Source organism: Streptomyces sp. NBC_00028 (genome assembly GCF_045041065.1).
Lineage (GTDB): Bacteria > Actinomycetota > Actinomycetes > Streptomycetales > Streptomycetaceae > Streptomyces.
In genome coordinates this window covers 5,434,497-5,447,986 of the sequence record NZ_CP108293.1, presented here as the reverse complement: position 1 = coordinate 5,447,986, position 13,490 = coordinate 5,434,497, and the positions used below count along the sequence as shown (strand labels likewise).

The following is a 13,490-nucleotide window of genomic DNA, read 5'->3' as shown; positions in this document are numbered from 1 at the left end:
GTCGTCCGCCCACGGCTCCGCAGAGCCGGGCCCCGTCCGTCCATCCGCCCGCTCATGCCAGCGCCTCTCGCAGTTGCTTGCGGGCCCGCAGTGCCCGCGTCTTGACCGTCCCGGGCGGAATGCCCAGGACGACGGCCGCCTCGCGGGTGGTCAGTCCGTCGATGACCGTCGCCTGGAGGACCGCGCGGAGTTCGGGGGAGAGCCGGACCAGCGCGCCCGCGAGGTCCCCGTGCTCCACCCCCGCGAGCACGCGCTCCTCCGCGGACGCCTCGTGGCGATGGCGCAGCCGGGCCAGCGCCTGCCGCATCCGGCCCCGCGCGCCGTCGCCGCGCAGCGCGTCGACCAGTCGCCGTGACCCGATCCGCCACAGCCAGCCGGTCACGTCCCCGTCCTCCCGGTAGCGGGCCGTGCCGCGCCAGATCGCGAGGAAGGTCTCCTGCACGACGTCGTCGACTATCCCGGGGTCGGCGCACCGGCCCCGCAGTCGCGCGGTCAGCCAGGGCGCGAACCGCCGGTACAGCTCCTCGAAGGCGCGCCGGTCCCCGTCCGCTGCGGCCCGCAGCAGATCCCCGTCGCTTCTCGTCTCGCTCACAACCCCTCATCGCACGAGCCCCACCGATCGGTTCACGGATTCGGCCTTGACTTTGTGGCCACCTTTGAACCACCCTTTCACTACTCAATTAGTGAAAGGGTGGTTGTACGGGTGCTCGAGTACCGCATCGACCGGCACTCCGGCGTCGCCACGTACGTGCAGATCGTGCAACAGACGAAACAAGCGCTACGCCTGGGCCTGCTGGAACCCGGCGACAAGCTGCCCACGGCCCGCGAGGTCGTCGAGGCAACCGCCATCAATCCGAACACCGTGCTCAAGGCCTACCGGGAGCTGGAGCGCGAGGGACTGGTCGAGGCCCGCCGCGGGCTCGGCACCTTCGTGCGCCGCGGCCTCGGCGCCGCCCCCGCCGACTCGCCCCTGCACACCGAGCTGGAGGACTGGACCGCGAAGGCCCTCGAGTCCGGCCTCGACCGGGACGACGTGGCGGCCCTCTTCACCGCCGTCCTCGACAAGCACTTCTCGGCGCAGCAGCTCGCGGAGCAGCGCCCCTCCGAACAGCCCGCCCCGACCAAGCACAGCCAGGGAGAACCCTCATGACCGACACCGCCCTCGAGGCAGCCGCGCTGGGCAAGCGCTTCGGCCGGCTGCGGCGGAGCGCCGGATGGGCCCTGCGGGACTGCTCCTTCACGCTCCCCGCCGGCCGCGTCTGTGCCGTCGTCGGCCCCAACGGGGCGGGCAAGTCCACCCTGCTCGCCCTCGCGGCCGGCCTCATGGCACCGACCGAGGGCGTCCTCGCCGTCCTCGGCGGCCCCGCGGGCGAGGCACGCGCGCGCGTGGGCTTCGTCGCCCAGGACAAGCCGCTCTACCCGCAGCTCACCGTCGCCGAGACGCTCCGCATGGGCGGCGACCTCAACCCCGGGCGCTGGGACGCGCGCGCGGCCGAGGCCATCGTGGCCGGCGGCGATCTCGACCCGAAGGCCCGCGTCCGCTCCCTGTCCGGCGGCCAGCGCACCCGCGTCGCGCTCGCCCTCGCCCTGGGCAAACGGCCCGAACTGCTGCTCCTGGACGAGCCGATGGCCGACCTCGACCCCCTGGCCCGGCATGAACTGATGGGCGTCCTGATGTCCCAGGCGGCCCAGCACGGCACCACGATCGTCATGTCCTCGCACGTGGTGGCCGAGCTGGAGGACTCCTGCGACCACCTCCTGCTCATCGGCGGCGGCCGGGTCCGGCTCGCCGGGGAGATCGACGAACTGCTGGAGACCCACACGCGCGTGTCGACCACCGCCGACACCGACCTCACCCCGCACACCGTCGTCGAGTCCCGCACCACGGGCCGCCAGCTCACCGCCCTGATCCGCCCGGCCGCGCCCCTCCCCGCCGACTGGCGCACCGGCACACCCACCCTGGAAGAGCTGGTCCTCTCCTACCTGCGCAACCCCGGGGCGACGACGCCGGCCACCGCGGTGAAGTCCCGTCAGGAGTCCGTCGCGTGACCGCCCTCACCCCGCCCGCGGCCGGCCCCGCGCACCTCACCCGCTGGCTGATCCGTCTGCACCGCCCGGCCCTCCTCCTGTGGACGGCCGTGGTGGTCGTCGTCTCCGGTGTCCTGCTGTGGCTGCGCGGCCCGCTCGCGGACGCGTCCGCGGCGGCCTGGAAGGCGTACGACGCCTGCCAGACGGCGACATGCGGATACGACCAGGCCGCGATCATCCACTACAAGGACGTCTACGCCTATACGACCTACGCCGTCCTCGCCGCGCCCTTCCTGGTCGCCGCCTGGGCGGGCGCCGCCCTCACCGGCCGCGAGATGGAGACGGGCACCGCCCGGCTGGCGTGGACGCAGAGCACCTCCCCGCTCCGCTGGTTCGCCTCCCGGCTGGCGCTTCCGGCGGCCGTGGTCACCGCGGGCACCGGCCTGCTGGTCCTGCTGCACCACCTGGCGTGGTCGGCGGGCAAGGGCCGGATCGGCACCCTCAAGAGCTGGTACGACCTGCCGACCTTCTACGCCAACGGCCCGGTCGTGGTCGCCCTCGCCCTGGCCGGACTCGTCGGCGGCGCCCTCGCGGGCCTGCTCCGCCGCGGATCCCTGCCGGCCCTGGTCGCGGGCCTCGGCTTCACCGGCCTGCTCTGGTACGCCGTCCAGCTGGTCATGCCCCATCTGTGGACCACGTCCACCAGCGTGGTCGCCCTGAAGCGGTTCGCCCCGACCGGCGGCGGCCTCGGCGTCGACGAGGGCATCGTCACCGCCACCGGAGCCCACGTCTCCAACCTGACCTGCGGCAACTCCGAGAACGACGAATGCCTCGCGTTCTACGACAGATTCGACGCCGTCGGCTGGTACCGCGACTACCACCCGGCCTCCCACTACTGGCCCCTGCAACTGATCGCGACCGGCCTGGTCCTCGCCCTCACCGCCCTGCTGACCCTGCTGGCCTTCCGCCTGCTGCACCGCGAGACCGGCGCGCGCAGACGCAGCTCATGAGCACGGGCGGCGTACCGCCTGACCAGACACCGCACCGTCCCCGCCCGCACGCCCCGCCAGGAGCCCCGTATGACCCTCACCGCCCCGGAGACCGTCCGGGCGAGACCCGCGCGCCCCGCCGCCACCGGCCGGACCGTGCTGCGCCTGCACCGCGGCGCGCTGATCGGCTGGCTGCTCCTCGTGGCCGCCGCCGCGGGCAGCCTGCTGTGGGCGTACGGTCCCGCCGCGACCGACGCCTGGTCGAACTGGCGTCAGCAGTGCCCCGACGACATCGACGCCTGTATGTGGGACACCACGATCAACGGCTACTACCGGGCCGTGCGCCTCCCCGAGATGGCCCTCGCCTGGCTGTGCCTGCCCGTCGCCGCCTGGGCCGGAGCCGCGCTCATCGGGCGCGAGATGGAGAACGGCACCGCGAAGCTGGCCTGGACGCAGTCCGTGACCCCGGCCCGCTGGCTGGTCACCAAGCTGACCGTGCCGGCCGCCGTCCTCACCGCCGGCATGACCGTGCTGGTGCTGCTGCACCGCCTGGTCTACGAGGACAACCCGTTCCCGGTGTTCCTGCACTGGATGGACGCGGAGACCTTCGTCGCCAACGGCCCCGTCGCCCTCGCCCTGCCCCTGTGCGGACTCGCCCTCGGCGCCCTCACCGGCCTGCTGCTGCGCCGCACCCTGCCCGCCCTCGCCGTCGGCACCGCCGTGACCTGGGGCGTCGTCTACCTGGCCGACCTGGTGACCCCCGACCTGTGGCCGTGGAAGACCGCCACCGCGTCCCTGGAGTCCCAGTGGCCGAACATGGGCGACGACGTCCCGTACGGCGACCAGGGCATGCTCACCGCCACCGGCGCCCACATCCCCTACCCGAACTGCGGCGACGACTTCGCGCAGTGCATGGCCGACCACCACGCGGTCGCCTACTACGCCGAATACCATCCCGCCTCCCACTTCTGGCCCCTCCAGCTCATCGAGACCGGCATCCTCCTCACCGTCGCCGCCCTGGCCGTCGCCCTCGCGTTCTGGCTGCTGCGCCGGGAGACCGGGGCCGCCGCGTGAGCACCCTCCACATCCGCACCACGCTCGCCGTCCGCAGCACCCTGCGGCTGCACCGCCCCGCCGCGATCCTGTGGGCCCTCGCGCTCGCCGCCGCCACCGTGTACCTGATCCGGCTGCACGCCCTCGCCGGCGAGGCCCGCAAGGGTGTCAGCCCCTGTGCCGTACCGGCCCAGGACAACCTGCCGCTGTGCTCGGCGGTCGAGGCGATCACCGCCGACGCGACCTACGCCGACGGCATCGCCCTGGTCACGGGGTGTCTGGCGCTCCTCATGTTCCCGGTGGCCGCCTGGGCGGGCGCGGTCGTCGGCCGTGAGCTGGAGACCGGGACGGCCCGCCTCGCCTGGACCCAGTCGACGTCCCCGGCCCGCTGGCTGGCGACCCGGCTCACCGTCCCGGCCGCCCTGCTCACCGCGGGCACCACCACGGTCGTCCTGCTCGGCAACTGGGCCCGCACCGACGACAACCCCGACCTGGTCGGCGACTGGTACTACTCCGACGTCTTCATCGGCACCGGCCCCGCCGCCGTCGCCCACGCCCTCGCCGGCCTCGCCCTCGGCACCCTCGCCGGACTGCTCACCGGACGCGCCCTGGCCGGCGCCGGGACGGCCTTCGTCGCCTGTCTGGTCCTGTACAACACCGTGGACCTCTTCCGCGGGAGCCTGTGGCCCACGCTCACCCACGTCGGCGCCTTCGAGCCGCCGCGCTCGTACTACCAGGTCGACTGGTCGGCCGACGAGACCCGCCTGACCTACCATCCCGTGTCCCACTACTGGCCGCTCCAGTACGTCGAGACCGGCATCCTCCTCACCGTCGCGGCCGCCGCGACCATCGCCGCCTTCCTTCTGCTGCGCCGCCGTACCGCCTGACATCCGGGCGTGACGGGCCACGGCTTCCGGGCCGCACGTCCTCCCACGGGGGTGGGGGACGTGCGGCCCGGTGGTGTTCCCCGGCACCCGGCCGGACGTGTGGACGCCCGGGAGCCGTCCCGCGATATCCCACACGCCATGTCTCCGTAACCATCGGTTCAGACGGGCTTGCGACGCTCGGCGAATGACGCCCGCCGTGCCAGAGCCTTCGCCGCCCCCCAAGGGGTCCGCGGGGAACGGGGACCTCCGCCTCGCCGCCGCGCTCCCGCCCGCGCTGTCCGACGCGCCCGTATCGCCCGTGGCGCGGAAGAATGGGTCCATGAGCCAGCCCAACACCCAGGCAGCACAGGTCCAGCACGCGCAGCCCTCCGTGGGCTCCATAGCCGCGCACCGCCCGCACACCGTCGCGGCCGCGGTCTCCGACCTGGAACCCGACATCGACGCCGACCTCGACCCGTACGAGGAGGCTCCCTACGACGGCGCCCAGCTGCCGCAGGGTCGTTTCCTCGACCGGGAGCGCAGCTGGCTCGCGTTCAACGAGCGCGTCCTGGAGCTCGCCGAGGACCCGAACACGCCCCTCCTGGAGCGGGCGAACTTCCTCGCCATCTTCGCCAGCAACCTGGACGAGTTCTTCATGGTCCGGGTGGCGGGACTGAAGCGCCGTATCGCCACCGGCGTCGCCACCCGCTCCGCCTCCGGCCTCCAGCCGCGCGAGGTGCTGGAGATGATCTGGGCCCGCTCCCGTGAGCTGATGGCCCGGCACGCCGCCTGCTACCACGAGGACGTCGCCCCCGCACTCGCGGAGGAGGGCATCCACCTGGTCCGCTGGAACGAACTGCAGGAGAAGGAGCAGGCCCGCCTGTTCACCCTGTTCCGGCACCAGATCTTCCCGGTCCTGACCCCGCTCGCGGTCGACCCGGCGCACCCCTTCCCGTACATCTCGGGCCTCTCCCTGAACCTCGCGGTCGTCGTCCGCAACCCGGTCACCGGCCACCGCCACTTCGCCCGCGTCAAGGTCCCGCCGCTGCTGTCCCGCTTCCTGGAGAGCTCCCCCGGCCGTTACGTCCCCATCGAGGACGTCATCGCCGCCCACCTGGAGGAGCTCTTCCCGGGCATGGAGGTCCTGGAGCACCACGCCTTCCGCCTGACCAGGAACGAGGACCTGGAGGTGGAGGAGGACGACGCCGAGAACCTGCTCCAGGCCCTGGAGAAGGAGCTCATGCGGCGCCGCTTCGGCCCGCCGGTGCGCCTGGAGGTCGAGGAGTCCATCGACCGCGAGGTGCTGGACCTGCTGGTGCGCGAGCTGAAGATCTCCGAGGCCGAGGTGTATCCCCTCCCCGGCCCCCTGGACCTCACCGGCCTCTTCCGCATCGCCTCGCTCGACCGCCCCGAGCTCAAGTACAAGAAGTTCATCGCCGGCGTCCACCGCGACCTGGCCGAGGTCGAGACGGCATCCGCGCCGGACATCTTCGCGGCCCTGCGCGCCCGTGACGTCCTGCTGCACCACCCGTACGACAGCTTCTCCACCTCCGTGCAGGCCTTCCTCCAACAGGCGGCCGACGACCCGGACGTCCTCGCCATCAAGCAGACCCTGTACCGCACTTCGGGCGACTCCCCCATAGTCGACGCCCTCATCGACGCCGCCGAGGCCGGCAAGCAGGTCCTCGTCCTGGTCGAGATCAAGGCCCGCTTCGACGAGCACGCCAACATCAAGTGGGCGCGCAAGCTGGAGGAGGCGGGCTGCCATGTGGTGTACGGCCTCGTCGGTCTCAAGACCCACTGCAAGCTGTCCCTGGTGGTCCGCCAGGAGGGCGAGACGCTACGGCGCTACAGCCACGTCGGCACCGGCAACTACCACCCCAAGACGGCTCGCCTGTACGAGGACCTCGGCCTGCTCACCGCCGACCCCCAGGTCGGCGCGGACCTCTCCGACCTCTTCAACCGCCTCTCCGGCTACTCGCGCCGCGAGACGTACCGCCGTCTCCTGGTCGCCCCCAAGTCCCTGCGCGACGGCCTGATCTCGCGGGTGAACAAGGAGGTCCAGCACCATCGCGCGGGCCGCCCGGCGTTCATCCGCATCAAGGTCAACTCGATGGTGGACGAGGCCCTCATCGACTCGCTCTACCGCGCCTCCCAGGCGGGCGTGCCGGTCGATGTCTGGGTACGCGGCATCTGCGCGATCCGCCCGGGTGTGGCGGGCCTGTCGGAGAACATCAAGGTCCGCTCCATCCTCGGCCGCTTCCTGGAACACTCCCGGGTCTTCGGCTTCGGCAACGGCGGCGAGCCCGAGGTGTGGATCGGCAGCGCCGACATGATGCACCGCAATCTCGACCGCCGTATCGAGGCACTGGTACGGGTCACCGACCCGGCCCACCGCGCAGCCCTCAACCGCCTTCTGGAAACCGGCATGTCCGACACCACCGCCTCCTGGCACCTGGGCCCGGACGGCGACTGGGAGCGGCACGCCACCGACGCGGACGGCCAGCCCCTGCGCAACGTCCAGGAGATGCTCATAGACGCCCGGAGGCGCCGGCGTGGCACAGCAACACCTTGACCCGACGGACCCCACGGCCGGGGCGGTCACGGCGGACGCCCTCGCGGGCTATCTCCGCGCCCAGGCCACGGAGTTCCTCCGAGCCCTGCGCCAGCACCGCGAGAACGGCGGTGCGGCGGCGGGCGGTTCGGAGGCGTCCGTCGGCGCGGCCCGCGCCCTGCGCCGCTCGGCCCGCCGCATCAGCGCCAGCCTGCACACCTTCCGCCCCCTCCTCGACCCGGACTGGTCGGAACGCATCCGCCCCGAACTGGCCTGGCTGTCGGGCACGTTGGCACTGGAACACGCGTACGAGGCACGACTGGAACGCCTGTTGCTGGCGCTGCACAGATTGTCCGGCGCGACTTTCCCGGCTCAGGCGGGCGCAGGCGCAGCCGACGCCTCCGCCCTGGCTGCGGGCAGTCGTGCCGCTGGGGCGGCACGGGTGGGCGCTGGGGGTCCCCCCTCTGGGGGAGGCACCCCGCCAGCGCGGGCAAGCGAAACCCACCCCACGCCCACCCCGGACCGCGGCAACCTCACAGTAGGCGCGGCAAAAGCAGGCGCCCTCCTGGACCGCCAGCTCACCCTCGCCCGCACCCGCGCCCACAGCACCGCCCTCCAGGCCCTCGGCTCCTCCCGCTTCCACGCGGTCGCCGACAACATCGCCGTACTCGCCAGCGAAGTCCCCCTGGCCGCAACCCCCACCCCCATCGACCTCCACCCCCTCGCCGCCGCCGCCGAAGACCGCCTCAAAGACGCCGTCACCGCCCTCCCCCTGGTCACCGCGGGCAACCCCTACAACGCCGAGGCCCTCATCCACGGCCTCTCCCCGGACCCGTCCCCCCACCCCCAGGACGCCCCCTGGCACCAGGTCCGCCTGCTGCTGCGCCTGCACCGCTACGCGCGCGAGGTCCTCCGGAACGGCGACTGCGTCGACGTACGCCTGCTGACGACCGGCGAGGCCCTGGACCGGCACCGGGACGCGTCGGAGGCGGCGGCCGCCGCGGCGCAGGCGGCGCGCACGCCTCGTATCGCCCCCGCGACCGCGTACGCCCTCGGCGTGCTCCACGCCGACCAGCGCCACGAGGTGGAGGCGGCGAGGTTCGCGTTCCAGCAGGCATGGCAGAAGGAAACGGTCAGTACCGCATAACCGAGAAGGAACGGTGAGCGCCCAGTGAGCTCTCCCGACACGAACGACCCGACCGGCACCACCACCGTTCACGCCGCCGGCTGCGTCCTGTGGCGCCGCTCCCCCATCGACGGCGAGCTGGAGATCTGCCTCGTCCACCGGCCGAAATACGACGACTGGTCCCACCCGAAGGGCAAGCTGAAGCGCGGCGAGGACGCGCTCGCCGGCGCGCTGCGCGAGGTGGAGGAGGAGACCGGTTACGAGGCGACCCCGGGTGCCCGGCTGTCCACCGTCCGCTATGTGGCGAACGGCCGCCCCAAGCAGGTCCGCTACTGGGCGGCGGAGGCCGCGGCCGGGTCCTTCACCCCGAATACCGAGGTGGACCGCATCCTCTGGCTTCCGCCGACGGCGGCCCGCAACCGGCTGACCCAGCTGCGGGACCGGGCACTGATCGACGATCTCCTGGCCGCGCTGCACCTCGCCTAGGACCGGTGCGCCGGTATGGAATGCAACCGTTCCGTGACCTAACCGCACCTTCCGCAGGGGTTCACCCCCCGTTCATTTCCGCCAGTCGGCGCCTTCACCTGATCTGCCTAATTTCGGCCTTACGCGGTGCGGACCGCGCGTCGGGAGAACACCTCGAAGACGTGCCCGCGCCACCCACTCTTCGCACGCCGCCGGATTCAGGACGGCGGCTCTCGGAAGGAACTCCCTCAGTGAAGCTTCAGCGCAAGAACCGGCGGGCTCTCGCTCTCGGCGCGTTCGCCGTCTCCGGCGCCCTGGCCCTCACGGCGTGCGGCTCCGACGACACCGGCACCTCGGACGGCGCCAGCTCGTCCACCGCCGCCAACAGCTCCATCAAGTGCGACGACGCCAAGGGTCAGCTGCTCGCCGACGGCTCCTCCGCGCAGAAGAACGCGATCGACGCCTGGGTGAAGGCCTTCACGGCCTCCTGCTCCGGTGTGCAGATCAACTACAAGGGCTCCGGCTCCGGCGCCGGTGTCACCGCGTTCACCCAGGGCCAGGTGGCCTTCGCCGGTTCCGACTCGGCGCTCAAGCCCGAAGAGGTCACGGCCTCCAAGTCGGTCTGCAAGGGCGGCCAGGGCATCGACCTGCCGATGGTCGGCGGCCCGATCGCGGTCGGCTTCAACGTCCCCGGCGTCGACAAGCTCGTCCTGAACGCCGAGACGCTCGCCAAGATCTTCGACAGCAAGATCACCAACTGGAACGACGCGGCGATCAAGAAGCTCAACCCCGACGCCAAGCTCCCCGACCTGAAGATCCAGGCGTTCCACCGCTCGGACGAGTCCGGCACCACGGACAACTTCACCAAGTACCTGATCGCCGCCTCCCCGGCGAACTGGAAGTACGAGGGCGGCAAGGCCTGGCAGGCCAAGGGCGGCCAGTCGGCGTCCGGCTCCTCCGGTGTCGCCCAGCAGGTCAAGCAGACCTCCGGCGCCATCTCCTACATGGAGCTGTCGTACGCCAAGGACGGCATCGTCCCGGTCACCATCGACACCGGCGCCTCGGCCCCGGTCGAGGCCACCGTCGAGAACGCCACCAAGGCGATCGCGGCCGCCAAGGTCGTCGGCACCGGCAAGGACCTGTCGCTCCAGCTGGACTACGCGACCAAGGCCGACGGCGCCTACCCGATCACCCTGGTCACCTACGAGATCGTCTGCGACAAGGGCAACAAGTCGGACACCCTCGCCGGCACCAAGGCGTTCCTGCGCTACATCGCCTCCGAGGACGGCCAGGGCCAGCTCTCCACGGCCGGCTACGCCCCGATCCCCGACGACATCATCGCCAAGGTCCGCACCACCATCGAGGGCCTGAGCTGATCTGAGCGTGCGGCCCGTCCCCGCACCGGGGCCGGGCCGCACCGTCCGGTGCACCGCCGCCAGGAGCCGCACACACCGTGCGTCTCCGCAGACCGGAGAACCCGATGGACACCACACAGATAACCGACACACCTCCCCCCGCAGCCCAGCCCACCGCGACCGAGCAGAAGCGCGCCGCCCGCGGCGCCACCCGCCCCGGAGACCGGATCTTCCTCGGCCTCTCCCGCGGCTCGGGCATCTTCCTGCTGGTGATCATGGCCGCGATCGCGGTCTTCCTCACCTACCGCGCGTCCCTCGCCATCAGCAAGGACCACGGCAACTTCCTGACCACCTTCGAGTGGAACACCAACCTTCAGGAGCCGGTCTTCGGCATCGCGGTCCTCGCCTTCGGCACGGTCGTCTCCTCGATCGTCGCCATGGCCATCGCGGTCCCGATCGCCGTCGCGATCGCGCTGTTCCTCACCCACTACGCCCCGCGCAAGCTGAGCGGTCCCATCGCCTATGTGATCGACCTGCTCGCCGCCGTGCCGTCCATCGTGTACGGCCTGTGGGGCGCCCTGGTCCTCGTACCGAACATGAACGGCCTGTTCGGCTGGCTGGACGACTACTTCGGCTGGACCGGCATCTTCTCCTGGCAGGGCGGCGCGGCCCGCTCGATGCTGACCGTCGGCATCCTGCTCGCCATCATGATCCTGCCGATCATCACCAACGTCAGCCGTGAGGTCTTCCGGCAGACGCCGCGGATGAACGAGGAGGCGGCCCTGGCGCTCGGTGCCACCCGCTGGGAGGTCATCCGCATGTCGGTGATCCCCTTCGGCCGCTCCGGCGTGATCTCCGCCTCGATGCTCGGCCTCGGCCGCGCGCTCGGCGAGACGATGGCCGTGGCCACCGTGCTCTCCCCGACCTTCGACATCCAGGCCAGCCTGCTCGACCCGGGCGGCGGCACCTTCGCGCAGAACATCGCCAGCAAGTTCGGCGAGGCCACCGAGTTCGGCCGGGACGCGCTGATCGCCTCCGGTCTGGTCCTGTTCGTCATCACGCTGCTGGTCAACGGTGCGGCCCGCGCGATCATCGCCCGCCGCGCAGAGTACTCGGGGGCCAACGCATGAGCACCGCAACCGTCAGCACCCTGCGCGGTGCCCGTCTGCCCAAGTGGTCGCCGTACGCCATCGCGGGCGGCTCGCTCGGCCTCGCGGTCGGCATCGGCCTGGCCGCCGGCCTCGACAGTGAGGTCCAGTGGGGCCTGATCGCCGCGCTTCTCTTCCTCGTCGGGACCTACGGCATCGCCGCCCGCGTGGAGGGCCGCCGCCAGGCCAAGGACCGCATCGCGACCTCGCTGGTCTGGGTCGCCTTCCTGCTCGCCGTGATCCCGCTGGTCTCCCTGGTCTGGGTGACCGTCGCACGCGGCGTGAAGGTCCTCGACGTCTACTTCCTGACCCACTCCATGGGTGTGGTCGCCGACACCGAGCCCGGCGGCGGTATCTACCACGCCATCATCGGCAGCCTGGAGCAGGTCGGCCTCGCCGCCCTGATCGCCGCCCCGATCGGCGTGCTCACCGCGGTCTACCTGGTCGAGTACGGGCGGGGCAAGCTCTCCAAGGCCATCACGTTCTTCGTCGACGTCATGACCGGCATCCCGTCGATCGTCGCGGGTCTGTTCATCCTCAGCCTCATGCTCCAGTTCGAGATGCAGCCCTTCGGCTTCGCCGGCTCGCTCGCCCTGGCCATCCTGATGATGCCGGTGGTCGTCCGCTCCACCGAGGAGATGCTCAAGCTCGTCCCGAACGAGCTGCGCGAGGCCTCCCTCGCGCTGGGCGTCCCGAAGTGGCGCACGATCCTGAAGGTGGTCCTGCCGACCTCGATCGGCGGCATCACGACCGGCATCATGCTGGCGGTCGCCCGTATCGCGGGCGAGACGGCTCCGGTGCTGCTCCTCGTCTTCGGCAACCCGTTCATCAACACCAACCCCTTCGAAGGGGCGCAGGCGTCGCTGCCGCTGTACATCTACCAGCAGTACGCGAACAGCGCGGGTTCCGGAGCGGCGTACGACCGCGCCTGGGCGGCGTCGCTGACGCTGATCGCCTTCGTGATGATCCTGAACCTGGTGGCCCGCGGCATCGCCCGCTGGAAGGCCCCGAAGACCGGTCGCTGACCGCGGCCTCCTCAGCGACTGACTGGAAGTGAAGTAGTTATGGCCAAGCGAATCGACGTAAGCGGACTGACCGCCTACTACGGCTCCCACAAGGCGATCGACGACATCTCGATGACCGTCGAGCCCCGCTCGGTGACGGCCTTCATCGGCCCCTCCGGCTGCGGCAAGTCGACGTTCCTGCGCACCCTGAACCGGATGCACGAGGTCACCCCCGGCGGCCGCGTCGAGGGCAAGGTGATGCTGGACGACGAGGACCTGTACGGCAACGGGATCGACCCGGTCTCCGTCCGCCGCGAGGTCGGCATGGTCTTCCAGCGTCCGAACCCCTTCCCCACGATGTCGATCTTCGACAACGTGGCGGCGGGCCTGCGTCTGAACGGCTCGTACAAGAAGTCCGAGCTCGCCGACGTGGTCGAGAAGTCCCTCAAGGGCGCGAACCTCTGGAACGAGGTCAAGGACCGCCTGAACAAGCCGGGTTCCGGCCTCTCCGGCGGTCAGCAGCAGCGCCTCTGCATCGCCCGCGCGATCGCGGTGGAGCCCAAGGTCCTCCTCATGGACGAGCCCTGCTCGGCCCTGGACCCGATCTCCACCCTCGCGATCGAGGACCTGATCGGCGAGCTGAAGGAGCGCTTCACGATCGTCATCGTGACGCACAACATGCAGCAGGCGGCCCGCGTCTCCGACCGCACCGCCTTCTTCAACCTGGCCGCCGTCGGCCAGCCCGGCAAGCTGATCGAGATCGACGAGACGGAGCGCATCTTCTCCAACCCGTCGGTCCAGGCCACGGAGGACTACATCTCCGGCCGCTTCGGCTGAGCCGACCCGGACCCCTCGCGGTGCTGCATGGCGGTGCCACCGCGAGGACGCAAAAGAGCCCGCCC

At 71.4% G+C, this 13,490-nt stretch carries 13 protein-coding genes; 12 read left to right on the top strand and 1 reads right to left on the bottom strand.

Going from position 1 to position 13,490, the window contains the following annotated elements; all coding sequences use genetic code 11:
- Nucleotides 1-52: 52 nt before the first annotated feature.
- Nucleotides 53-592, bottom strand: coding sequence for an RNA polymerase sigma factor (locus OG885_RS24550; RefSeq protein ID WP_405735012.1), 540 nt, complete (start codon nt 590-592; stop codon nt 53-55).
- 111 nt (nt 593-703) lie between these two features.
- Here OG885_RS24550 and OG885_RS24545 point away from each other — a divergent pair, with 111 nt between their 5' ends.
- The 12 genes from OG885_RS24545 (at nt 704) to pstB (ending at nt 13,425) form a co-directional block, all read left to right on the top strand.
- Entirely contained in the window at nt 704-1,150 is a 447-nt protein-coding gene (locus OG885_RS24545; protein ID WP_405735010.1) for a GntR family transcriptional regulator, read from the top strand.
- Entirely contained in the window at nt 1,147-2,049 is a 903-nt protein-coding gene (locus tag OG885_RS24540) for an ABC transporter ATP-binding protein (RefSeq protein ID WP_405735008.1), read from the top strand. The genes OG885_RS24545 and OG885_RS24540 overlap by 4 nt, the downstream gene beginning before the upstream one ends.
- Nucleotides 2,046-3,038, top strand: a complete 993-nt coding sequence (locus OG885_RS24535; RefSeq protein WP_405735006.1) for an ABC transporter permease — start codon at nt 2,046-2,048, stop codon at nt 3,036-3,038. The genes OG885_RS24540 and OG885_RS24535 overlap by 4 nt, the downstream gene beginning before the upstream one ends.
- 69 nt (nt 3,039-3,107) lie before the next feature.
- Complete coding sequence (locus tag OG885_RS24530) at nt 3,108-4,091, top strand: hypothetical protein (RefSeq protein ID WP_405735004.1); 984 nt, start codon at nt 3,108-3,110, stop codon at nt 4,089-4,091.
- Complete coding sequence (locus tag OG885_RS24525) at nt 4,088-4,957, top strand: hypothetical protein (protein ID WP_405735002.1); 870 nt, start codon at nt 4,088-4,090, stop codon at nt 4,955-4,957. Before OG885_RS24530 ends, OG885_RS24525 begins: the two co-directional genes overlap by 4 nt.
- Nucleotides 4,958-5,276: 319 nt before the next feature.
- Nucleotides 5,277-7,511: an RNA degradosome polyphosphate kinase gene (locus OG885_RS24520; RefSeq protein WP_405735000.1), complete on the top strand. Its 2,235-nt coding sequence runs from the start codon at nt 5,277-5,279 to the stop codon at nt 7,509-7,511.
- Nucleotides 7,492-8,637 carry a CHAD domain-containing protein gene (locus OG885_RS24515; RefSeq protein WP_405734998.1) on the top strand — a complete coding sequence of 382 codons (1,146 nt, stop codon included), beginning with the start codon at nt 7,492-7,494 and terminating at the stop codon, nt 8,635-8,637. Before OG885_RS24520 ends, OG885_RS24515 begins: the two co-directional genes overlap by 20 nt.
- A gap of 24 nt (nt 8,638-8,661) precedes the next feature.
- Complete coding sequence (locus OG885_RS24510) at nt 8,662-9,102, top strand: NUDIX hydrolase (protein ID WP_405734996.1); 441 nt, start codon at nt 8,662-8,664, stop codon at nt 9,100-9,102.
- Nucleotides 9,103-9,332: 230 nt separating this feature from the next.
- Complete coding sequence (gene pstS, locus OG885_RS24505) at nt 9,333-10,457, top strand: phosphate ABC transporter substrate-binding protein PstS (RefSeq protein ID WP_399962584.1); 1,125 nt, start codon at nt 9,333-9,335, stop codon at nt 10,455-10,457.
- 104 nt (nt 10,458-10,561) lie between these two features.
- The gene (gene pstC, locus OG885_RS24500; protein ID WP_405742854.1) at nt 10,562-11,566 is read left to right on the top strand and encodes a phosphate ABC transporter permease subunit PstC; all 1,005 of its coding nucleotides are present in this window, start codon (nt 10,562-10,564) and stop codon (nt 11,564-11,566) included.
- Nucleotides 11,563-12,609, top strand: a complete 1,047-nt coding sequence (gene pstA / locus OG885_RS24495) for a phosphate ABC transporter permease PstA (protein ID WP_399962582.1) — start codon at nt 11,563-11,565, stop codon at nt 12,607-12,609. Before pstC ends, pstA begins: the two co-directional genes overlap by 4 nt.
- Before the next feature lie 39 nt (nt 12,610-12,648).
- The gene (pstB, locus tag OG885_RS24490; RefSeq protein WP_405734993.1) at nt 12,649-13,425 is read left to right on the top strand and encodes a phosphate ABC transporter ATP-binding protein PstB; all 777 of its coding nucleotides are present in this window, start codon (nt 12,649-12,651) and stop codon (nt 13,423-13,425) included.
- Nucleotides 13,426-13,490 lie beyond the last annotated feature (65 nt).

Excerpts from the sequence above, each read along its gene's own strand:
- OG885_RS24540 (WP_405735008.1), top strand. The coding sequence starts at position 1,147 with ATGACCGACACCGCCCTCGAGGCAGCCGCGCTGGGCAAGCGCTTCGGC.
- OG885_RS24530 (WP_405735004.1), top strand. The coding sequence starts at position 3,108 with ATGACCCTCACCGCCCCGGAGACCGTCCGGGCGAGACCCGCGCGCCCC.
- OG885_RS24520 (WP_405735000.1), top strand. The coding sequence starts at position 5,277 with ATGAGCCAGCCCAACACCCAGGCAGCACAGGTCCAGCACGCGCAGCCC.
- pstC (WP_405742854.1), top strand. The coding sequence starts at position 10,562 with ATGGACACCACACAGATAACCGACACACCTCCCCCCGCAGCCCAGCCC.
- pstA (WP_399962582.1), top strand. The coding sequence starts at position 11,563 with ATGAGCACCGCAACCGTCAGCACCCTGCGCGGTGCCCGTCTGCCCAAG.
- pstB (WP_405734993.1), top strand. The coding sequence starts at position 12,649 with ATGGCCAAGCGAATCGACGTAAGCGGACTGACCGCCTACTACGGCTCC.